Origin of the sequence: Selenomonas oralis (genome assembly GCF_051603425.1) — a bacterium.
GTDB classification, from domain to species: Bacteria; Bacillota; Negativicutes; order Selenomonadales; family Selenomonadaceae; genus Selenomonas; species Selenomonas sputigena_A.
In genome coordinates this window covers 1,984,677-2,005,743 of the sequence record NZ_CP194411.1, presented here as the reverse complement: position 1 = coordinate 2,005,743, position 21,067 = coordinate 1,984,677, and the positions used below count along the sequence as shown (strand labels likewise).

Here is a 21,067-nt window from a genome sequence, read left to right as displayed (position 1 = left end):
AAAATAAGCTATACATGACATTGGTTCAGGCCAAAAAACCATAGAGGGTCATGCCGGAAAAGCCACATCCCGGGCGCTTCCTGGCGGGAGCTGCCGGGAGTGCCGCGCAAGACATCTTCGCCAAGGAAATCTCTAAAATCCCTGACGACAACCTCCAACTGCTGGCAGGCATGCTGGTCAGCGGCGCAGCGGGAAAACTCCTGGGAGGCGACGCGCGCACGGGAGCCGAAGCTGCTTTCTACGCTATCATTACGCAAGATGGAAGAAAAGGAACGATAAGAATACAGGAGGTTATCCGAGAAATTGGAACTGGAAAATTTTAAAAAACATATCCGTATATTAAGCAAAGAAGAAGCAGAAGCATACCGAAATCGTTATATAGAAAAGTACATAAATACCAGCAGTGAATACTATAAGAACAACATTGAAACGGTAGAGGAATTTTCGGATGGACTGTGCTATGTGGGATATTTATGGGATGTCCTAAAATCGCCTTCTTTTATTAATGAAGATCAGATCGAGGGATATCGTAAATTCCTGAAGCAAGTAGTAGTTTTCTGGGATAATAATTCCAGGGATAGAATCTTCATAAAAGATTACTGGAAATTCGGCAAGAAAGATGTGATAGAACTCGACTATAATCTGTTATTGGATCATCTGGAATTTTTCCCGGAGGATATTTATATCACAGATAAAACATTGCAATGGACAATCGTCTTCACTCATGAAGATGATCTGGAAGGTAATCCTCTCCTTATGCAGAAAGGACTGGAAAGATATTCGGTAAATTCAAGCCTTCCAAAATACAGTCCATTTTAGACGATGACTTTACCTACTTTCATAGAGAAGGTCTTGTCGTATGGAAATGTTATCAGGAGGTACTAAGTTAATGTACGCGTTTTGGGTAAAGTATAGACGATTGTGTAAGTTTTTATCACCTTAAGCTGTATAGGTCTGCTCATTTGGATTGGAAGATCATTACGCAACCTTCGCACAGCAAAAACACTCGTTAGGGTTTGAAAAATACGGCTTTGCAGCTGGAAAAACAGATTCGTTATGTACATTTTCGTATGTTTTGACACAAGCTTTTTTCATGATGACGACGACTTCGATGAATAAGGCTGCTGTCCGGGAAATGTGAGGAAGAACATGCAGACAAAACAATATGTAGGGATAATGCTCCTGCTCCTCACGGGTCTTTTTGCTCCATCCGTTCAGGCCACAGCGCCCGATGCAGGCATGCGGCAGAGCCAGATCGATGAAGCCCGGGAGGCTGAACTGGAAAGGTAAAGGCGACTGCATCCGCCGCGGCTGGAAATCGAGACGCCGGTGCAGGAGCCGGAGACCGCTGCCGAAGGCAAGGGAGCCGTTTTCCATATCCAAAGAATCGAGATGGAAGGCGAGGCAGAAGCATTTCCCTGGCTGCAGGAACATCTCCGGCAAAGAGAAGACCGGGATATGGATCTTGCCGCGATCAACCGCCTGGTGCGTGAGCTTAACCGGGATTTGCTGGAACGCGGCTATGTGACGAGCCGCGTCGTCATCCCGGAGCAGAATCTCTCGCAGGGGACGCTGCGCCTCGTTCTGCAGGCGGGACGCCTGCGCGGCTTCGTTTATGGCAAGGAAAGTGCGCATGTGAATTACGACAATGCCTTCCCCATCGGGCAGGGAGATATTTTGAACCTCCGCCTTCTGGAGCAGGGATTGGAGAAGATGAAGCGCCTCGCCTCACAGGATGTCACCATGCGCTTGCTCCCTTCCGATGAGGCGGGGATGTCGGATGTGGAACTGACGATCCTGCAGCACCGTCCCGTTTACGGTTCCCTCTTTTTTGACGATTCCGGGCTGAAGAGCACAGGAAAGCTGCAGCTGGGTCTCTCGCTGACCTTCGAGCAGCCGGCAAATGCCAACGACATCTTGCAGGTCAGCGTGAACCGGGATGCGGAATTTGACGGCTACCGTCGGGGAAATCCGAGCTGGAGCCTCTATTATTCCATTCCGGCCGGTATGAATACACTGACGCTTTCTTATAGCCAGAGCAAATATCATCAATGGATTGAATCCGCCTACACGGGAAACAGCTTCATGCACCATGGGAATTCCAACTTCCTGCGCCTCGCTTGGAATCATGTGCTGGAAAGAACGCAGTCGAGGAAGACCGGCATGGAAATCTCCGTCCGAAAGCGCAATTCCCACGGCTATATCAATGATGTGGAAATCGGTACGCAGGACATCCATCTGGCTGCGTTGGAGCTGGCCTTTTATCAGCGGAACTACTTGCCGGAGGCCGTGCTTTACACACGCTTGGCCTGCCGACGGGGTCTGCCTGTCCTGTTCGGCGCCAAGGCGGATTCTCCCTGGGAGGGATCCCCGACAGCAAAATATCACATGCTGCTTCTCGATATCGATTATCGAAAAACGTTTTCGCTGGCGCATCGTCCGGCGGTATACACCATGTCCCTGCATGGGCAGTGGACGCCGGGGGAAACGCATCTCTATGGCGCGGATATGCTGAATATCGGGAACCGTTACACCGTCCGCGGTTTCGACGGGGAAGATTCCTTGCTGGGGGAAAGCGGCTGGTATCTTCGCAATGAATTGTCCGGCGCCATACCTCGCTGGCACAGTGAAATCTATCTGGCACTGGATGCCGGCGCAGTTTACGGGCTGAATACGGAGGATCTTCTGGGGCACAGCCTGATCGGCGCAGCCTTGGGGCTTCGCGGTGAGATCGCCGGCTGCCTGCACTATGATTGGTACATCGGGCGAGCGCTTTCGTATCCTGCCGGGATGCGCATCCCGCGTTGGCACAGCGGGTTTTCTCTGGAGCTGAAAATATGAGGATATGTCACGAGGCAATCCCCCGTCATGCAAGGCATGGGCGCTAATGCGTCAAAGAGATACGACTGCCCCGTTGTGCAGGAGATAGAGATACCGCTCCTCCGGTGCGCGGCCAAAAATCGCTGCAACAGCTTCGGCGTAGAGATCAATCTGTTGCTGATATTTTTTGCGTACCACATCCGGACGAGTATTTCTGTCGGTCTTATAGTCGAGAAGCGTCAGTTTTCCGTCTGCCCGCTCGAAAAGCACGTCGATGATGCCCTGAAGGAAAATGCGCGCCTCCGGCTCGGCATCGGGATAAAAGCGCCTGGCTTCAACCATGCGGCTGAAGGGCAGTTCCCGCCAGAGGCGGTTCGCCTTTTTCATTTCCGCCCCCAACGACTGGGCAAAAAAATCCTCTATGGCTCTGCTGTCGACGGATTTTATCTGCTCAGGCAGCAAGATCTCCTTTTGCGCCATTGTTTCCAGCTGCGCCTCAATGCCTTTTTCACTCAGATCGCCTGCAAGATCAACGTGCTGCAGGACTGTATGCATGAGGGTACCGTATTCGCTCGGGGAAAGTTTTTCCTTTTTCTGCACGAAATTCGGCCTTTTAAAAGCAAATGTTTCTGTTTCACGAATCGCCCCATGAGGCTCCCTATAGGAATCCTCCGCTGCCTCCTCAGCGGCAAAACGGCGCTTCAATTCCGTGACAGAAAGCTTCGCAGGCACATCGGCAACGCCCCGCTCTGCATAGCGCCATGAAAGAATTTTTTCCACATGCTCCTTTTCTTCCGAAGCAGGCAAAGGAGCGCCTGTACGCAGGCTGGCAAAGATTTCATCATCTTCTTCAAAGGCAGGCTGCACCTTACGGATGGAAGAAGCCGGCACGATGCGGACATCCCAATGCGAATCGTCTTCCCCCAACGAAACGGCTTCTATGCCGTTGATTTCCGTCAGCTCTCGGATCGGCGCCCCATCTGCATGGCGCGCGACTGCCGTCGCGACCCAATCGAGCAAGTTTTTCGCCTCGAGCGGAACGTATGCCGGCAGCTGCCGTTCCGCGAGGGCTGTATGAGCGCACCACTTTTCGGCTCGTGCTGCAAGCTTTTTTACCGAACCCACGAGGATGAGCTTTTCCTTCGCGCGCGTCATGGCCACATAAAGCACGCGCAGTTCCTCCGCTTTGCTTTCCTTGCGAAGACAGGCCGATACTGCCTCGTGTGAGAGCGTCGAATAGCGCAGGGAGCGCTCCTTTTCCACACGATAAAGACCGATGCCGAGTTCCCTGTGCATGAGCAAGTCACCCTCTGCATCCTTCACATTGAATCCCTTGCCCAGATCGGCAACGATGACAACGGGGAATTCCAGGCCTTTGCTCTTGTGTATCGTCATGATGCGCACGACATCCTCGCTTTCGCCAAGCGTTCGCGCAGTTGAAAGATCGGTTTCCCTTTTTTTCAACTCCTCGATATAGCGCAGGAAACGAAAGAGCCCTCGAAAACTCGTCTGCTCATAGTCGCGTGCACGATCGCAAAGCATGCGCAGATTCGCTTGACGCAGAAGTCCCCCATTCATGCCGCCCACATAATCGTAGTAGCCGGTATCGCGATAGATCTGCCAGATGAGTTCCGACACGCTGACGCGCCAAGCCAATCGGCGCCACTCGCTCAGGCGATGCCGGAAAGCTGCAGCCTTCGCACGCAGCTCTTCCGGCAGCTTCACTTCGGCTCGGTTTGCGATCAAAAGCGCCCCGAAAAGATCCTCTTCGGGCGCAATAAGGCGAAGCTCTGCAAGTTCGCTGGCGGAAAGACCGACCAGCGGCGAATGGAGCACCGCCGCCAGAGGAATGTCCTGTCGCTCATTGTCGATGACGGCGAGCGCAGCAAGCATCACGCGCACCTCCATCGCTTCAAAGTAGCCTTCGCTCAGGACAGCATAGGCCGGAACATCCGCATCGCGCAGTTTTTCCATGAGCACGTCCGCCTTGCCGCTCACGGCGCGCAGCAAAATGACGATGTCACGCCAGTGCAGAGGACGATATCCTTCCTTGTCTGCCACGAGCTTTCCGCTTTCCACCAAGGAACGCACATATTGGGCAATAAAGGCAGCTTCAAGCGCAAAACCCTCCATTTCTTCCGCCTCTTCGCCTTCTTCCTCCCCATCTCTTGCTGCATCCGCAGATTCCTTCGTTTCCTTCGTTTCCTGCGCTTCTTCCCTGTTCTCATCCTCCGAATCCCGCTCGATAAGGTAGAGTTCCGTGGCGCCCGACAAATTCTCCCCTTTCGTTTCAGGGAATTTTGCTGCGGGATAGAGAGCCGCGTTCTTATCGTAAGCAAGTTCCATCGATTCCGGCACCATGACCTGAGAGAAGATCCAGTTCACAGCAGCGAGAATCCCCGCCCTGCTGCGGTAATTTTCCGCCAGGACGACACGATGATATTTTTCTCCCAGCGTGGGATATTCCGTATACTTCTTCAGAAACAGCGTCGGGTCGGTCATGCGGAAACGATAGATGCTCTGCTTCACATCGCCGACGACGAAGAAATTGTCCTCGCGGCGGATCAGCGAAAGGATTGCCTCCTGCACGCCGTTCGTGTCCTGGTACTCATCGACCATGACTTCCTCATACTTCTCCTGCAGGGCAAGCGCCGCAGCGGAAGGACGCAGCTCTCCTTTCGGGGCATCTTCCCTGCATAAGACGGCGAGAGCGAAATGCTCGAGATCATTGAAATCCACCAGTCGCTTCTCTTTCTTCGCCGCCTGGAATGCAGCAGAAAATTCCCTGACAAGTGCAACCAATGCAGAAGCCACGGGAGAAAGTGCGCGAAGATCCTCGAGCAGGACAGCCTCAGACGAATGGAAATACATGGCGGTCATTTGGTTGATCTTGTTTTTGACGGCCTCACGCGTTTTTTTGATTGCGTCCTTCTCTGAATCATCCAGTCCTCTGGGAAATCTCAGCATTTTGAATTTCGTCTGCGGAGGAAGCAGCTGGCGCATCCCCTCCCAATCTTTACGCGCAAGGCAGTCAAGGGCGTTCTGCAGCATTTCTTCATCGGCTTCGAGCGTCGGCACACAAGACTCCCAACCGAGTGACGATGCCTCTCCCACAAGCGGCTTTATGGCGTCGAGGCAGCTTAAAAATGTGAGCCGGCAATCCTCAAGCGCCGCCTCTCCCCATGGCGTATCAAGCAGACGCGTCCCTTCAGGCAGATCAAATCGTGCAGCGACACCATCCAGCCAAAGCTCCGGAAAGGGCTGGCTGCAGGAAAACGTATAGAGGGACAGCACCATATGATAGGCGGCCTCATCGCCGCGTTCTGAGCCGTATGTTTCCACAAAGGAAAGGAAGTCCTTCTGCTGCGCCTCGTATTTTTCCTCAAAAAGAGTTTCCAGTGTTTCCCGCTGCAGGATCTTCATTTCCTGTTCGTTGGCAAGCCGGAACTTCGGATCGAGATCGATGGCGGCGAAGTTGCGGCGAATAATCGTCTGGCAAAAGGAATGAAGCGTTGATATAGAGGCGTTTGAAAGCAGGGCCATCTGGCGCTCCAAGCGCCCGATATCCACCCCGTCCTTAATCTTCTCCTCCAACGCCGCTCCAATGCGTTCGCGCATTTCAGCAGCCGCGGCGTTCGTAAAAGTTACGACGAGCAGCTTATCGACATCTGCTTTGCCGGAGAGAATCCTGCGGATAATGCGCTCGACGAGCACCGATGTCTTTCCTGAACCCGCAGCTGCAGCAACAAGCAGGTTTTTGCCGCTTTCCGTTATGGCTTCTTCTTGCCGTTTTGACCAAATTCGTCCTTCTGCCATGACACTGCCTCCTTTCCTCTGATTTCCATATGATCGAGGATTTCCGCCGTTTCAAGTTTTTTCAGTATGCTGTAAGAAAAGCCCGCCCGCACATCAAAACCGCAGAAAGCCCGATATAGACAATATTGGCAGGCCTCCCTGCCGCCGATACGATAGGGAGATGTCTTTACCGTGCCGGCGAGGATGCTTTTCCCCGTATCCTTGAGCATGAAAGCGATGTAATCGAGCAGAACGTCGAATTCCTCCGCCGTTCGCAGGCTTCCCTTCTGCTGTCGGCTAAGTCTGCCGGCCTTTGTCAAGGAAACCTTGGTGAACCGGCCCGCGCCGTTGATGGCACGAACCACATCCTCGTCCTCCAATAGCCAGCCCGGCATGAGACGCGCCTTATTCAGCGCTTCCTTTTCCTCTCCGGAATGCGGTTTCACATTGACGAGAGGATTGTTCAGGAAGCAATAGAGCATGGCGGCGGGAAGCGCCTCGCCGTCCGCCGCACGCAAAAGCAAATCCCGCGCAACGAGCAGATAGGTCAGCAGCTGAAGTTTGAGGCCATAATAAACCTCCAAGAGATCGAGATGCGCCTCACCCGTCTTATAGTCGATGATGAGAAAATAGCGGTTTTCCCCGTCCCTGTCGATACGGTCGATCTGTCCCGTGATTTCAAGCACAAAGCCATTTCCCAACGGATAAGCGAGCGGCGGCATACCGCCGGAACCGGAGCCGAAGGATCGTTCAAGAGCGACCGGTCGGAAATCGCTGGCTGCATCGAACTCTATGAGATGCAGCAGCGAATTTCTCGCTGTTTTCTCGATGCGCTGCAGATAATTCTTATACTGCGCGGAGCTTAGAAGAATCTCGTTCTGCACCTTGGGCGCAAGGCGCGCCAAAATCTCTTCTACGAGCTTCCGGCATTCCTCTTCCTTAACATCGCGCCAGTGCCGCCCCTCTTCTCGCAGCTGCTCGCCAAAATCCTGCAGAACCCCATGCAGCAATGTGCCGAGATCCGGTGCGCCAAAGTTTCTCTCAATGCGTTCCCCGAGACGCAGTCCATAACATGCAAAATGACGGAAGGGGCATGCTCTGAAGCTTTCGAAACGCGTAACGCTGCCGCGCAGACGATTGTTTTTCGTGTAAAGCTTCTGCGCGAGTTCAGGCGGCAGCGTCTCTTCCCTTGCCGTAAAAAAAATCCCCTGGAGAACTTTCTGCAGCACAAACTGCAGGCTTTCCTCCTGCAAGGCCCAGTTGTAGACATCGTACCAAAAAGGCTCCAGCTTCTTCTTCTCACGATAGACGCGCAAGGCTGCCGCAAGCCCGGAAACAGCCTGCCGCCCGTTCGCCAACAGAAGCCGCCGTTCCTGCCCCAGCACCTCCAGCGGAATCGAACGAAATTTGACCTCGGGCAGAACCGCACGAATCTGTCCGATAATCGGCGACGACGACAACGCCTTGCCTTCCGTATCGGCGAGCGCATAAGAAACCCAAAGATACTCGCGCGCTTCCGTAAAGCCCTTGTAGAGCAGGAATTTTTCCCCAAAGCTGCTCTCGGCGGAGCCTCGCGGCAGCTCGATGCCCGCCTCGCCCAAATGCAGGCGGTCAGCATCGGAGAGCAGCCCCTTCTCACTGCTGTGCCTCGGCATCACGCTCTCGTTCGCGCCGAGGATATAGACAGCCCGCGCGTTTTCCACACTGTTTCGATCGAAATCGGCGACGGTCACATAATCAAGTCCCGGCGGAATCAGGGAAAGCTGCAAGGCGTCAAGACCCTCGCACAAAATATCCTCAAATTCCTTCACCTGAATTTTATCCTCGCCGCTTGTCTCCACCATCTGCTCGAGCAGACCGATAATTGCATCGAAAATCCGGCGATGCTCGCGCGCTTCGGCCAAGCTTCCGGCCGCCTCAGCCGTATCTGCCCATTTTTCGAGCTTTCCCGGCGCATCGAGAAGGAGCAGGAAATGATAAAGCGCTAGGGCATAGCCGCGCACATCGGCGGCTTCCCGAAGCTCTGCCGCAAATTTCTGCAGAGGTTCCGCCACATCACGCCGACACAGATTGATCCCGTCCAATCGCCTGCGCTCCGCATCCGTCGTCTCCTCCTGCAGCTCATCGAGACTGCGGCGGCGCCGCCAAGACCAATCCTCCTCCATCGTCCATTTCTTCTGACCGCGCACGCCGAATTCAAGAACATAATTTTCCAGCAAATCGATCGCATCGCGCACCGGTGAAAAAAAACCTGTTTTCAAGGCGCGAAACATCGCATCGTAACGCCAGCCGCGCACGGCCTCAAAAGAGGATCGCACCAGTTCCGCCAGAGGATGGTGCACGCCCGGGCGCTTGCTGTCGCGGAAAAACGGTATGCCGTAATCCTCAAGCGTCAGCGCGAACATATCGCCATAAGCGTCCTCCTCACGCACCAAAACAGCGATATCGCGCCAGCGCATCCCCTGCTCGCGCGCCAGACGCAAGATGTCGGCAGCAGCCGCCTCCGCCTCGAGGCGGCGCGTCGCAGCTTCCACGATCTGTACACCCTCTCCGCCCTTCTGCGCCTTGAGCGGGAAATGAAAAACATGCCTCTCTATCGATAAGAGCGCCGGGTTCTGAAAGCGCCGCGCCGCCTCAAGAGTACGCATCTTCACGAGAAGTCCGAGGCTCTCGGCCAACTGCCGCAACCGTTCCAGCGTCTCCGCCTGCCGATAAAAAAGACTGCCTTCCTGCCGACTTCCCTCCGCCGTATCGAAAGTCAGCGTAATATGCACATTCTCCGCCTTTTGAAAAAGAGCCGCAAGGATTTTCAATTCCTGCGGCGTGAAAAAGTCGAAGCCGTCGACCCAGACTTCCGCCCCTTCCAGAAGTGTCGATTCCGGAATCTTCGCTGCAAGCGTTTCCATCATATCGCCCGTATCGTTGTAACGTCCCGCCATCTTTTCGCGGTAACGCGTGTAGAGAAGCGCAAGGTCGCTGAGCTTGCTGCACAAATATTCATCTTGGAGAGAATCCTGTACCCTCCCCAATGCCGCTCCGTCAACACCATAGATGCGGAATTCCTCCAGTGCGCCTTCGAGGGATTCCGTAAATCCCCTTTGGCCTGCCGCACGCTGGAAGGCCTGCAGCTGCTCCCTCTCCTCGCCCAGAATCCGCTTCAGAAGCAACCGGCGGCCTAAACCTGTAATGCGCGGACGCGCTGCACCACCTGTCTCCTGGAGCACATGGCGCGCGAAACGCTTGAAACCGAACACGAGGCTGCGCACAAAACCCTCGCCCTTTCCCTCCATCATGGCGGCAAGACGGCGCTCCGCTCCATACGTCGCATGTTCCGGCAAAAGCAGCACAAGCGCATTGCCCACAGGATCAGCAGCCATACGGTCTTTCATGGCGGCAAGACATTCCTGCGTCTTCCCCGTGCCTGCACGCCCCACAACGAACTCGATCATCATCCCGCCCCCTGTATATCCGAAATATTTAAGCAAAAATGCCGTGCAAGCATGTCCTGCCGGACAATGCGCACGGCATTATCTTCTCCTGTAAAATGCATCCCAAAAACCCGCCGTCGGGACGTACGGGCCGGGCAGCACTCCCGCGCGCTTCTGTTCAGTGCGCAAGAGCAAACGGCGTCGCAAGGCGCAAAAAAGCACGGCCGCATGTGCACGGTTCATCCAGACGCATCACCGCCTGTCCCGTGCGGTAACGGATCAGCGGCATGGCTTCCGCACCGAGCGTCGTCACGACAAGCTCGCCCATGCGTCCGGCTTCCTCGATAACACGCGCCCCGCTGAATTCGATGATCTCAGGATAGCAGTAGTCCTCCTGCACATGATGCCCCTGCCCCTTGCCGCACGGAAAGAACATGCCTGCCGTGCCGAGCTCTGCCGAAGCAAAGAGATCGTGCACCTCCGTCTGCAGGCGTTCGCACATATGGCGCTTCATGGGGTTTGATATCGCCTCGTTAAGACAGATGATGACCTGCAGCGGAAGTTCCGAGGGCTCGATGTTCTTCATCTGCGCATGAACGATGAGCTGCATGACGAGCGGCTGACTTGCCAGAAGCGTATCCATGCCCGTAAGGCGCACGAGCTCCACCGCCCCCTGCATATCCTCGCCGAGCAATACCGTCGTCGCGCCTATGACCTCCGCCGCCATCTGCAAATCAAGCAAACGGCCATCCGACATATCCCCTAAGATGCCGACGACGGACGCACGATGAATCCCCGAAGCCACAAGCATGCGTGTCAACATATCGACATTATGCGCGATATCGCCGTTCGTATACATCTTGACAACCGTCCCTGTATAGCGGCGGCAGCTGATGCGCAGGATGCTGCTCATGGGAAGTGTCAAGAAGTCAAAGGGGGATGTATTGAGAATATCCGGCAAGGTCGTGAACGGCAGCTTCTCCAGATCGGAGAGGCTTTCTATCCTTATTTCAGGCGCACTGGCAAATTTCTTTTGATAAAAAGTGCTCTTCTCCCTTGCCCAGGCGATCGTCTTCTTTAGACGCACGAGCTGCAAAGTCGCTAAATCCTCGCGTTTCATACATTCGATTCTTTCATTCGCGAACATCCAGCCACCCCTTCCAAAAAGCAAAACCGTTCTTCACGCTCAAGCCAGCGGCCTCTGATAAAAGAAAGGCTGATAGCTCGTGTAGCCAATCTTGCGGAAGTTCAGGATAGCCTCTGTCGCCCCAACAAAGAGAATGCCGCCGGGTTTCAAGGCGCGGAAGAAATTCGTGTACAGCTGGAATTTCGCCTCTTCCGTAAAATAAATGACAACGTTGCGGCAGAGAATCAGATCGAAGCCCGTCTCAAAGGGATCCTTCAAAAGGTTGTGACGCTTGAACTCGATGAGCTTCTTGATGTCCTCATGCACGGCAAACGTACCGTCGCTTCCCTTCGTGAAATATTTATTGAGGCGCGGACTCTCGACACACTTGAGCTCGTTGTCCGTGTAGACGCCCCTCTTCGCCTTGGCAATGATCTCGACGTCGAGATCCGTCGCGAGGATGCGATGTTGTTTGCCCGGCGTCATCTCTTTCAAGATCATCGCCAGAGAATACGGCTCAGCGCCAATGGAGCAGCCCGCGCTCCAGATATTGAGCTTGGGCGAGCGCGTCAACAAATCGGGAATGACGTCCGTCTCAAGCTTCGAGAACTTCTCCGGCGTGCGGAAGAACTCCGAGACGTTGATCGTCAGATATTCGATGAAGGCGTCAAACTCCGTCTTGTCCTGCGTCGCCATATCGAAATACTTCGTATACGAATCGTAGCCCTTGCGCGTCACAAGACTGCCGATACGCCGCTTCATCTGCGGCTCCTTGTAAAGATCGAGATCTATTTCCGTCTTCGCCTTGAGCTTCCGTTTGAATGAGCCCCAGTCCTGGTCATCCAGCATATCTATCCTGCCTCCCGACAATTGTTGATTTTCACTTACGCTTAATATTCTACATGCGCGGAAAGAATCCTGTTTTCAGAAAAAATATGTTTCATATCCAACCATTTTTCCCGGAATTTCCCTTCCCATAAAATGCAGGCGCAGAAACAAACGGCACGCCTGGCAGAAAAAAAGCTGCTGCAATGAGCAGCAGCCCATGAGAAACTAGCTGATTTCTATACTGTTCTTCTTCACGTCAGCACCGAGTTTCGGCAATACAACCCTTAAAACGCCATTCTCCATGGTAGCTGTGCTCTCTTCCCATTTGATGCCGTCAACCGAAAAGGAGCGTTCATATCTGCCCGTGCGCCGCTCGCGGCAAACATATTTGAGATGGCTTTCCCTCTCGGGCGCCTCGGCGGCAATCGTCAAATACTTGCCGTCCTCATAGGTCAGCGAAATATCCTCCTTGGGAATCCCCGGCAGCTCGGCCTCGATCTCGTAATAATTTTCCTCATCAAGGATATCGCAGCGGAAAGAAGCAAGCGCCCCTGTCACCTTGCCAATCGGGTTCAGCGGCTGCTCCATGAGAAACTCCACCACACGTTCCACGGTATCACGCGTTTTATCTGCATTATTCCGAAAATTAAACGGTATGCTGTGAATCATATCGCTTCCCTCCCTCGAGTCATTGCTTGTACCATGCCTCTATTATACGGTTTTTTTTTGAAAAATTCAACCTTTTCGGAAACGGCTTTGTTTCCTTCATTCCACATAATGACTGAAACTGCCGATCGCAAGAGCGGGGAATTCCCTCTGCAATATTTCGAGGAAAAGCCGTGCGCCGACAGACTTCCCCTTCGCCTCGGGCATGATTGCGAGAAACGCATCGGGATCCACGTTGAGGTTCCGGATCTGCGCCATTTGCACGGGAATCTCACGAAAGAACTCGCACCATGCCGCAAGCTCCTCCTCTCGGTCATTGAAGCCCGGGAAAAACAGCATGTTCAGCGAAACATAAACGCCGCGCTCCAGCGCATAACGAATCGAAGCCTTGACATCCTCCAGCGCGTAACTGCAGCGATAGTATGCCGCATAGTTCTCGTCAATCGCACTGATGATGCTTACACGCATGGAATCGAGCCCAGCATCGACAATCTTTTTTATGCCTTCCGTATAGCCCGCATTCGTATTGATGTTGATCTGTCCCTTCTGCGTCTGCGCCCGGATCAGCCGCTCCGCTGCCGCAATTGCATCGGCTGCCAGAGACGGTTCACCCTCGCACCCCTGCCCGAAGCTTACAATCCCCTCCGGCGCAACAGAGAGATGGTAGACACCGACCGCCGCGATCTCTTCGGGCGTCGGGCGGAACGTGATGCGGCTCTGCGGCGAAGGACAGCACTCGGCCGGCTGCAAAGAGATACAGCCAAAGCAGTTCGCATTACAAACGGGAGATGTCGGGATGCCTGCTTCCCAACGGCGATAGAAAAGGTTCTGCGCCGTGCAGCAATGCCATTTCAGGGAACATCCTGCGACCTGCTTGACGATGCGGTTGCCCGGCAGATCCTTTTCCACACGGCGCACAAGCTTCTTCAGCTCACGCGTATTGTAATGCACGGGATCCCATTTTGCATTATCATCCGTATAGAGTGCCGCCGCATAAAGCTCATCCTTGTAGAGCACCACGGCGGTATAACCATAGAGAGCCAGCGGCTCCGCAGCCGCCTCGCGCTCAAAGGCAGGCAGGAAGAGCCGCGTATAGCCGGCGGGCAAGATGGCCGCGACCGCGCGCCCCGCCAGCGGCAGCATCTCGCCCGCCGCCGTCTGTCCCATGGCGGCGCGCCCCGGCAAAAACATCAAATCGGCCGATTCCGGCAAAGGAATGATATCCCGCGGCGTAAGCGGCACGACAGCGCTGCCCGAACGCCCCAGGCCGGCAAGTCCCGGCACATCAAAAATCGCCCCCGTCTCATCGGCATAAAGAGCACAGACCTCAGGCTTCATTCCCCTCTTCCCCCTCGCTTGTTTCCCTTGGCTCCTGCAGGCCTTTCGTTTGCCGCCTTTCTGCATTTTCCTCCGCTTTTTCGCCCTCGTCCTTTTTCGCCTTTTTCTTGCGAGGATTGTAACGGTTCATCGCCAAATCGATTCCATCCGATACAATGCATTCCACGGCGGGCAGGAGATATTCTATGGCCTCACGAATCTTCGGCACATCCTCTTCCGAAAAAGGCGCGAGCACATGATGCACGACAGTCCATCCCGACAAAGGCCGTCCGATGCCGAGGCGCACCCGAGCAAAATCCTCCTCCCCCAGATGGGCGAGAATCGACTTGATGCCGTTATGCCCTCCCGCACTGCCCTTGCGCCTCAGGCGGATCATTCCCGCCGGAATATCCATATCGTCATGCGCCACGATGAGATCCTCGGCCGCAAGCTTGTACCACGAAAGAAGCGGCACAATCGCGCGTCCGCTCTCATTCATATACGTCAAAGGCTTGACGAGCAGCACCTTCTCCGCACCGATACGCCCCTCGCCCACCAAGGCATTGAACCTCTCGCGCCAGTTGTCAATCCCCAGCCGCTCGGCCAATGCATCGACGAGCATAAACCCCACGTTGTGCTTCGTATGCGCATACTCTGCCCCGGGATTCCCAAGGCCGGCAATCATCTTCATCGCATTTCCTCCCGGCACAGACCGCGCCATAAAACATGCCGCCGTAAAAATATCAAAGCGGCGCTTCGCTATCACGATTCTACCGCAGGAAAACCGCCTTGTCAAAACAATCGCCCTGCCTGTAGCCATACGTCCCAAATCGTCATGCATGCCCCGTCCCAGATGCCGTACCGGGCACAAACCGTGCTTTCCATGGTATAATAAAAGAAATTCAAAATAAGGAGGCTGTCACGATGAAACTTCCCGGCAAAAAATCATGCGCCGCTTGCTGTTCGCCGCCATGCCGCTCATCATCTTTACCATCGGCTGCTCCCCCCATCACACGGCAAAAGGAAGGCTTCCAACTCCGCAAGAAACCGATCTGCAAAACGTGTTCATCGAATGGATCGACCGAATCTTTGATGAACACCGCGATGAAATAGAAACAAGCGGATGCCTTTCGCCTGCAGTAAAAAGAGCAGGCAACAGAAAAACCGACACGCACAAAGGAGGAACCACGATGGATCACATGGAAGAAACCCGCACGCTCAGGAACGAACCGGGAGGCAGGCACTACAACTGCGCCCAATCGCTGCTCGTTCCCTTCGCACCCGAAATCGGCATAGAAAAAGACGCCGCAAACGATATCGGCTCCTTCCTCGGCGGCGGCATGATGCACGGCTCCGCCTGCGGCACGCTTTCCGCCGCCCTGATAATTCTCGGCAAGGCCGGCATGGAAAAAGACACCGCTGAAAATCTGCTGCAGGAGTTCCTCAATGCCCATGGAACAACAGACTGTAAGGCGCTGCTCTCCCTGGCTGCCACAAAGGGCATTTCCCGCAAGGAAAACTGTGACGGACTTGTCTATGACATGTGCCAAAAACTGGACAAGCTCCTCGGCTGAAAATCCGGAAGCACAAGGCATGGCCAAACGTCATGGAAAAAGCCGGCAATCCATTTGCCTGTATACAGAGAACCGGCAAGTCGAGACGCTTGACAACGCGACTTGCCGCAAGAGACATCTTACCGCTTCACTTCGCACAGAAAAAAGCTGTTCTTTGTCTATGATGTATTCAAACTCAGCACACAAAAAACATTCCACAAATCCTGAAAACATTGGTTTTATACCAATGAAAACGCTCCCTTTATACACATCTCACCTGCCAAGCGCACGAAGTTTCTGCACGGCACGCACAATCTCTTCGGTGATTCTCTCAGCATCCTCCTGTGTGTTCTCCCTGCCATAAGAAATACGCAAAGCTTCCATCGCTTCCCTTTCGCTATATCCCATGGCAAGCAGCACATGTGACGGCGCATCTGTGCCCGCACTGCACGCGGATGCCGCAGAAACGCAGATTCCCTTGAGGTCCAAAAGATGCACGAGCGACTCGCCGCGCACACCTGGAACACCGATGTTCAAAAGCCCCGGCAAATGCTCTTTTCCCGCGCCATGCACGCGTACCTCAGGCATTTCTCGCTGAATCATTTGCAGCGTATATGCCACAAGCCCTCGCAAACGCACCGCGTCCTCCTGCATCCGTTCCACACTCTCCGTCAAAGCCTCGCCCAAGGCGACAATACCTGCCGTGTTCTCCGTTCCCGCACGTCGTCCGCTCTCCTGCCCGCCGCCTGAAATCAGCGGCGGCAGTTCCGCCCCCTTCTTTTGCCAGAGGAAGCCCGTCCCCTTCATGCCGCCGAACTTATGCCCCGATGCAGTAAGATACGTCACGCCCAGGGTCTTCACATCGACCGGGATATGCCCGACCGCCTGCACCGCATCCGCATGAAGCGGCACGCCGCGCTCTTTGAGCAATTCTGCAATAGTGGCGATGTCCTGCACCGTGCCGACCTCATTATTGGCAAGCATCACCGATACAAGACACGTTTCCTCAGAGAGAGCCGTCGCCACACTCTCCACCGCCACTCGCCCCTCTTGCGAAACAGGCACATAGTCGATCCTTGCGCCCAGCCTCTCCAAAGCCCTGCACGAAGCCAGCACCGACGGATGCTCGATCACGCTGACGACGATATGTGCACATTTCCCTGCACACCATGCGCGATCTGCCGCGCCGCGCAAGACCATGTTGTTGCCTTCCGAGCCGCCCGCCGTAAATACGATCTCAGAGGTCGCCGCCCCCACCGCTTCGGCGACCTGACGACGCGCCCGCTCGATTGCCTTCCGCGCCCGCTTGCCGAACACATAGGCGCTCGACGCGTTGCCGTACTCCCCCTGCAAAAAAGGCAGCGCGGCGACAAGCGCCCGCTTCGACAAGGCCGTCGTTGCCGCATGATCTGCGTAAACCATCGTTTTCCCTCCAAAAACTGCAGGGATGCTTCCCCAACGGGAAACACCCCTTCCAAAGAAGCGTCGATAAATGCAGCGCCAAAACGGCGGGATTCATTATCTGCGTTTTCCAAAAAGCTGCTAGAACAACGTGCAGCCCTCATCCTTGAACTCTTCCACCTTCGCCCGCAGAAACTCTTCTTCCACTTCCAGATACTCCGCCATGCAGCGGAAACAGAAAAACTCCTTCGCCTCCATATCCAGAAGCTTCTTCGTCAAGCCGATCTCATCCTTCGTCAAGACCTCGCCACACTCGCGGCAATACTTTCTGCGCGCCATCCTCACATCTCCCTCAGCTGGAGGTCGGGCACATTCTTTCCCCTGTACTCGATATCGAGGATGCCGAGCTGTACGAGTATCGTATCGCGCATCTTGCTCGCACGGCGCAGGCAGTACCGCTCGAAATCCCGCCGATCCAAATCATCCGCCGTGCGCACATGCGGGAACAAAAGCTTCAGATACGCCGTCGCTATGCGCTTGATCGCCTCCGTATCGCGCGTATCGGCACCCTCCGGCACCTCTACGATCTCATCGACGATGGCCCGATACGACAGATCGCTGCGCAGCTGATGAAGGATTGTAGAGAAGTACTCCGAGTTCAGCGCCCAGCCCGCGACCTTCAGATCATCCGTCATGCGCGGGATATTCCACCCCTTGATGAAGCCGTGGAAGCGCTCGATCAAGGCGGACTCATGGAACACAGGCGGCAGTTCCTCAAACATATTGCCGTAGCCGTCCTGATCCATGACCTCCTTCTTGATATTGCCGCAGAGGATCACACCAGCGTCGCCATCGACACGATGCGTGCCGATGTTGCACCAGCCATTCTCGCAAAACGACTTGAGAGCGCCGCGCATCTCATTCTCATCGGGGAACGTGATCGTCTGCACCTCGTCCAGTGTCACGAAGTCGTTGCCCGCAACGAGTCCGTCCTGTCGCCTTGCCACATCGTAGAACATCTTCGCGCGGCTCATCACGCCGCCGCTCGCCAGCCAACCGAAGCGGCTCACACGCCCGAACAAGTAGGATTTTCCCGTTCCCTTGGGCGCAAGCTCGATGAGGTTCAGATTCTTCTCCGCAAACGGCAGCAGGCGCGTGAGCATCGTCAGCTTCTCTTCCTCATTTCGATACCCTGCAGGATTGTAGTCAACCGCGCCCAGAATGACGTCCAGCCATTCCTCCGTCGTGAAATCCCGCCGCGTCTCCTTGTAATATTCCAGATCAATCGTATAAGGGCAGAAATTCTTGAACGCCAAAAGCTTGATCTTCCCCTTGTCCTGCGGCGACTTGCCAAGGGGCGGACGATAGCCGAGTTCCACCATGCCCCACGTCTCACGCGCGGCAATCAACTCGTCCTTGCACGACTGCCAGACACAATCCTCGATGAGCGTTTCCTTGCTTACAAGACCGAAATCCGGCAAAGAAAACGACGCCTCTCCCGTCTTGATGTCGACATCGACGGAAATCTTCGCCAAGAGCTTCACCTGCTCACGCTCGATGACGATGCGGCTCTTGATCCCCGTCCATTCCTCCTTGCTCGGCAGGAAGCGATGAACAAACGCGGTCAACTCCTCCGCATCGAACACGCCCGCCTCGTTCGCAAATCGCTTCAGCAGCCAATCGCGCAAAAACGAGGGCAAGCCGAGCGCAGAAAGGAAGCTGCTCTTCTTCAAATCCTTGTAAACGATCATCTCATCAAAAGCGTTCCTGAGTTTTTCAATCACCAATCCTGCCTCCTCATCTGCTCCTCATGAATCAGAGCATCAGAAATCAAAATCATCGTTCATCCGGATTCCCTTGCTCTCCACATGAAGCTCGATCTCATCCAAAAGCGCATCCTCCGCATAAACATCCATGCGATAGGTACCAGCATGACGCATCTCTGCAATCTGCACCATGAAATGCTGCGCATCCTGCCGCTCAGCCGCATAGAACCGTCCCTGCCAGACGACGCCCAGAGACTTGAGCGGCGCATCGGCGAAGAGGACGAAGCGCACGCCCGCCTTGCGGTCAGCCGTCACCTTCTCATCCGCCAAGCTCACATGAACAACCGCCCCGCCTTGCTTTTCAAGCGTGATGAGCGGCACGAGCACCTCTTCCAATGAAGCCCCGCCATGCACCTCCACGCTCGCCTTGCGGCTGCCCCTGAACCTGCCGTAGTCGGCAAGCACAAGATAGCCGCCCTCCTCCGTCGCAAAAGGCAGATCGTGCGCATAGCCTGCAAACATGCGGCAGCAGCGCCCCGAATGCTCACCGCCCGTATCCGTCGGATACTTCTCCTCCTGCTCGCGGCGCACAGCCAGGCGCGACGCGCCATGGTCGCTCGCGATGACAAACCTGCGGCAGTTCCCCGCCGCCAGCTGCGTCGCCGCGTGCTGCATCATCTCCTCAATCACGGCGATCTCCTTCGCCAGATGAATCGGATGCTTCTCCTCCGTATAATTGTAGCGGCTCTTCTCACCGTGCTTGAGATCATCCAGCCGCGCATCCTTCTCTTTCGTCCCCCGCCATTGATCGAAAAACGCACGATTCACGCAAGTGATCGTCGGCAGCATGGCACGCCCCACCTGCACGCGAATCCTCAATCCGAGCCGCTTGGCGCACGCGGTAATCAAGCCCAAATACTCCACGCCGAGCGCATCGAGCCAGAAGAGATGCGCCCCCTCCTGCGGAACGGCTTCCAAAAGAGCCTCCCGCGCGGGCAGATCATTGTAAATGCGCCGGACGGCAAGCTCCTCCACCCAGCGCAGAAAATCCTCCTCGATGCAGTTGCTGAGCTTCTGCCGCTTGTAGGCGATGAAATACTTCGTCAGCTCATCCGCCCGTGCGCATCCCTTGAACACATAATCCGCCGCATACGCCGCGAGAGCCGGATAAATCTCCTGCAAGATCGCGCAGTTCTTCCAATCGTCATACCCGCCGGCATCGTCGCGGGAAAGAGCCGCGAGGACATCCTCACGCTCCACCTCCGTCCCATCCGTCAAGCGATACAAACGCTCCGCACGAATCCTGCGGTTCTTCGTCACGAACCCTGCCAGCTCCGCCTCTGAGAAGCCCCGCAGGAGCATCTTGCGCTCACGATAGAACGCGCTGAAGCGCTCATCCTGCAAAGAAACATCCGCGATAGCAGAGACGACGGCAGATCGCAGATCGCGTGCAGCTGTTGTCTGACCTGCCGCAAAGGCGAGGTACGGATGCCTGCGCGACAATTCCTCTCCCGCCAAACGAAGCGCGATGAAATACAGCCACCCCTCGAAATCCGTCCGCTCCGCGCGAGCCGAAAACTCCTGCGCCAGATCGCCGTCCAACCCATGACGCGCGAGCACAACAGACATATCCAAATCCGCTGCAAAAAACTCCCGCAAGAGCATCTGCCACTCATCCGGCGTGCCGCAAGAGCGCAGCGCAGAAAATCCCGCGCAAAAAAGCGCAAGTGCGCCGAAAGCATCGTCCGCCTGCCGCATCGTGAAGAGCGGCTGCAAAAAGCGCTGGCGACTTTGCACGAGATACGAACCTGCATCGCCTTCCTCCAAGAGCGCGAGCAAGGAGCGAACGCCTTGAACGGCACTCTCCAAGTGCGGCTCCGGCGGCAGCACCGTCAAGGACACGCCCTGCCCCGCACCGTCCTCCGAAACCGCTTCCGAGCGGAAAAAAGCCATGCGCCGCTCCCCCTGCGCGATGCGTACATCCGCGCGGAGAACCTCCGCCAAAGCCAAAAGTCCGCCGATGAGCACGACGAGCGCCCCCTCCGCACATGGCAGATCCTTGAGGCGCAGCAGCATCTTCTGCGCTTCTGCCGCCCCGCGCAGCGCAAGATACTCGCCCAAGCCGACGAGAAGAATCTTCTCACCCGAGCGCATCCTCTCCTTGAGCGTCTGCAAAACATCGTCCAGGAGCGGCAGTCGATCATCCGACGGACAAAGCGTACTCAAAGAGAGCAAGTGCAGCCCCATCGCCTGAAGCCCTCGGCGCACCTCAGAAAGATCGGTGCGCTCGGCAAAGAGGAAGAACGGCGTCCGCGCCCCGTCCTGCAAATATCGCTCGACGGCTGTCAGATTCAGCTCCATGGTGCG

Annotated in this window: 17 protein-coding genes; 4 read left to right on the top strand and 13 right to left on the bottom strand. The window is 55.4% G+C overall.

Features of this window, described 5'->3' with window-relative positions; all coding sequences use genetic code 11:
* Positions 1 to 50: 50 nt before the first annotated feature.
* Together ACRTGH_RS09555 and ACRTGH_RS09550 are read left to right on the top strand one after the other, a co-directional pair.
* A complete protein-coding gene (locus tag ACRTGH_RS09555) occupies positions 51 to 323 on the top strand; it encodes a hypothetical protein (RefSeq protein WP_368847447.1) in 273 nt (90 codons plus the stop codon).
* A complete protein-coding gene (locus tag ACRTGH_RS09550) occupies positions 304 to 819 on the top strand; it encodes a hypothetical protein (RefSeq protein WP_368847446.1) in 516 nt (171 codons plus the stop codon). The genes ACRTGH_RS09555 and ACRTGH_RS09550 overlap by 20 nt, the downstream gene beginning before the upstream one ends.
* Before the next feature lie 159 nt (positions 820 to 978).
* Here ACRTGH_RS09550 and ACRTGH_RS09545 read toward each other — a convergent pair whose 3' ends face one another.
* Entirely contained in the window at positions 979 to 1,377 is a 399-nt protein-coding gene (locus ACRTGH_RS09545; RefSeq protein ID WP_368847445.1) for a hypothetical protein, read from the bottom strand.
* Positions 1,378 to 1,392: 15 nt separating this feature from the next.
* On the opposite strand from ACRTGH_RS09545, the gene ACRTGH_RS09540 reads away from it, so the two are divergent.
* Positions 1,393 to 2,841 carry a ShlB/FhaC/HecB family hemolysin secretion/activation protein gene (locus ACRTGH_RS09540; RefSeq protein WP_368847444.1) on the top strand — a complete coding sequence of 483 codons (1,449 nt, stop codon included), beginning with the start codon at positions 1,393 to 1,395 and terminating at the stop codon, positions 2,839 to 2,841.
* 51 nt (positions 2,842 to 2,892) lie between these two features.
* Here the strand turns inward: ACRTGH_RS09540 and addA are convergent, their stop codons facing one another.
* From addA to ACRTGH_RS09500, 8 genes are all read right to left on the bottom strand, one after another.
* Positions 2,893 to 6,636, bottom strand: a complete 3,744-nt coding sequence (gene addA, locus ACRTGH_RS09535; protein WP_368847443.1) for a helicase-exonuclease AddAB subunit AddA — start codon at positions 6,634 to 6,636, stop codon at positions 2,893 to 2,895.
* On the bottom strand, positions 6,591 to 10,064 hold the full coding sequence (gene addB / locus ACRTGH_RS09530; RefSeq protein ID WP_368847442.1) for a helicase-exonuclease AddAB subunit AddB: 3,474 nt from the start codon (positions 10,062 to 10,064) through the stop codon (positions 6,591 to 6,593). Before addB ends, addA begins: the two co-directional genes overlap by 46 nt.
* 157 nt (positions 10,065 to 10,221) lie before the next feature.
* Positions 10,222 to 11,190: a phenylacetate--CoA ligase family protein gene (locus tag ACRTGH_RS09525; RefSeq protein WP_368847441.1), complete on the bottom strand. Its 969-nt coding sequence runs from the start codon at positions 11,188 to 11,190 to the stop codon at positions 10,222 to 10,224.
* Between the two features lie 39 nt (positions 11,191 to 11,229).
* The gene (locus tag ACRTGH_RS09520; RefSeq protein ID WP_368847440.1) at positions 11,230 to 12,018 is read right to left on the bottom strand and encodes a CheR family methyltransferase; all 789 of its coding nucleotides are present in this window, start codon (positions 12,016 to 12,018) and stop codon (positions 11,230 to 11,232) included.
* 204 nt (positions 12,019 to 12,222) lie between these two features.
* Positions 12,223 to 12,666 (bottom strand): Hsp20 family protein, encoded by a 444-nt coding sequence (locus tag ACRTGH_RS09515; RefSeq protein ID WP_368847439.1) that lies wholly within the window; start codon positions 12,664 to 12,666, stop codon positions 12,223 to 12,225.
* A gap of 96 nt (positions 12,667 to 12,762) precedes the next feature.
* Positions 12,763 to 14,001 carry a radical SAM family protein gene (locus ACRTGH_RS09510; RefSeq protein ID WP_368847438.1) on the bottom strand — a complete coding sequence of 413 codons (1,239 nt, stop codon included), beginning with the start codon at positions 13,999 to 14,001 and terminating at the stop codon, positions 12,763 to 12,765.
* Positions 13,991 to 14,671, bottom strand: coding sequence for an aminoacyl-tRNA hydrolase (pth, locus tag ACRTGH_RS09505; protein ID WP_368847437.1), 681 nt, complete (start codon positions 14,669 to 14,671; stop codon positions 13,991 to 13,993). Before pth ends, ACRTGH_RS09510 begins: the two co-directional genes overlap by 11 nt.
* A 211-nt stretch (positions 14,672 to 14,882) precedes the next feature.
* Positions 14,883 to 15,155 (bottom strand): hypothetical protein, encoded by a 273-nt coding sequence (locus tag ACRTGH_RS09500; RefSeq protein ID WP_368847436.1) that lies wholly within the window; start codon positions 15,153 to 15,155, stop codon positions 14,883 to 14,885.
* A 15-nt stretch (positions 15,156 to 15,170) separates the two neighbouring features.
* Between ACRTGH_RS09500 and ACRTGH_RS09495 the strand changes: the two genes are divergently transcribed.
* Positions 15,171 to 15,554: a C-GCAxxG-C-C family protein gene (locus ACRTGH_RS09495; protein ID WP_368847435.1), complete on the top strand. Its 384-nt coding sequence runs from the start codon at positions 15,171 to 15,173 to the stop codon at positions 15,552 to 15,554.
* Positions 15,555 to 15,806: 252 nt separating this feature from the next.
* On the opposite strand, the gene ACRTGH_RS09490 is transcribed toward ACRTGH_RS09495, so the two are convergent.
* From ACRTGH_RS09490 to pglZ, 4 genes are all read right to left on the bottom strand, one after another.
* The gene (locus ACRTGH_RS09490; protein WP_368847434.1) at positions 15,807 to 16,955 is read right to left on the bottom strand and encodes a cysteine desulfurase family protein; all 1,149 of its coding nucleotides are present in this window, start codon (positions 16,953 to 16,955) and stop codon (positions 15,807 to 15,809) included.
* Between the two features lie 120 nt (positions 16,956 to 17,075).
* Positions 17,076 to 17,273, bottom strand: a complete 198-nt coding sequence (locus tag ACRTGH_RS09485) for a hypothetical protein (protein WP_368847433.1) — start codon at positions 17,271 to 17,273, stop codon at positions 17,076 to 17,078.
* A gap of 2 nt (positions 17,274 to 17,275) precedes the next feature.
* A complete protein-coding gene (brxL, locus tag ACRTGH_RS09480; RefSeq protein WP_368847432.1) occupies positions 17,276 to 18,718 on the bottom strand; it encodes a BREX system Lon protease-like protein BrxL in 1,443 nt (480 codons plus the stop codon).
* 39 nt (positions 18,719 to 18,757) lie between these two features.
* Entirely contained in the window at positions 18,758 to 21,061 is a 2,304-nt protein-coding gene (gene pglZ / locus ACRTGH_RS09475; protein ID WP_368847431.1) for a BREX-4 system phosphatase PglZ, read from the bottom strand.
* Positions 21,062 to 21,067: the final 6 nt, after the last annotated feature.

Coding starts and splice junctions, on each gene's coding strand:
- ACRTGH_RS09555 (WP_368847447.1), top strand. CDS start 51: ATGCCGGAAAAGCCACATCCCGGGCGCTTCCTGGCGGGAGCTGCCGGG.
- ACRTGH_RS09545 (WP_368847445.1), bottom strand. CDS start 1,377: ATGGAAAACGGCTCCCTTGCCTTCGGCAGCGGTCTCCGGCTCCTGCAC.
- ACRTGH_RS09540 (WP_368847444.1), top strand. CDS start 1,393: ATGGAAGGCGAGGCAGAAGCATTTCCCTGGCTGCAGGAACATCTCCGG.
- addA (WP_368847443.1), bottom strand. CDS start 6,636: ATGGCAGAAGGACGAATTTGGTCAAAACGGCAAGAAGAAGCCATAACG.
- addB (WP_368847442.1), bottom strand. CDS start 10,064: ATGATCGAGTTCGTTGTGGGGCGTGCAGGCACGGGGAAGACGCAGGAA.
- ACRTGH_RS09525 (WP_368847441.1), bottom strand. CDS start 11,190: ATGTTCGCGAATGAAAGAATCGAATGTATGAAACGCGAGGATTTAGCG.
- ACRTGH_RS09520 (WP_368847440.1), bottom strand. CDS start 12,018: ATGCTGGATGACCAGGACTGGGGCTCATTCAAACGGAAGCTCAAGGCG.
- ACRTGH_RS09515 (WP_368847439.1), bottom strand. CDS start 12,666: ATGATTCACAGCATACCGTTTAATTTTCGGAATAATGCAGATAAAACG.
- ACRTGH_RS09510 (WP_368847438.1), bottom strand. CDS start 14,001: ATGAAGCCTGAGGTCTGTGCTCTTTATGCCGATGAGACGGGGGCGATT.
- pth (WP_368847437.1), bottom strand. CDS start 14,671: ATGAAGATGATTGCCGGCCTTGGGAATCCCGGGGCAGAGTATGCGCAT.
- ACRTGH_RS09495 (WP_368847435.1), top strand. CDS start 15,171: ATGGATCACATGGAAGAAACCCGCACGCTCAGGAACGAACCGGGAGGC.
- ACRTGH_RS09490 (WP_368847434.1), bottom strand. CDS start 16,955: ATGGTTTACGCAGATCATGCGGCAACGACGGCCTTGTCGAAGCGGGCG.
- ACRTGH_RS09485 (WP_368847433.1), bottom strand. CDS start 17,273: ATGGCGCGCAGAAAGTATTGCCGCGAGTGTGGCGAGGTCTTGACGAAG.
- pglZ (WP_368847431.1), bottom strand. CDS start 21,061: ATGGAGCTGAATCTGACAGCCGTCGAGCGATATTTGCAGGACGGGGCG.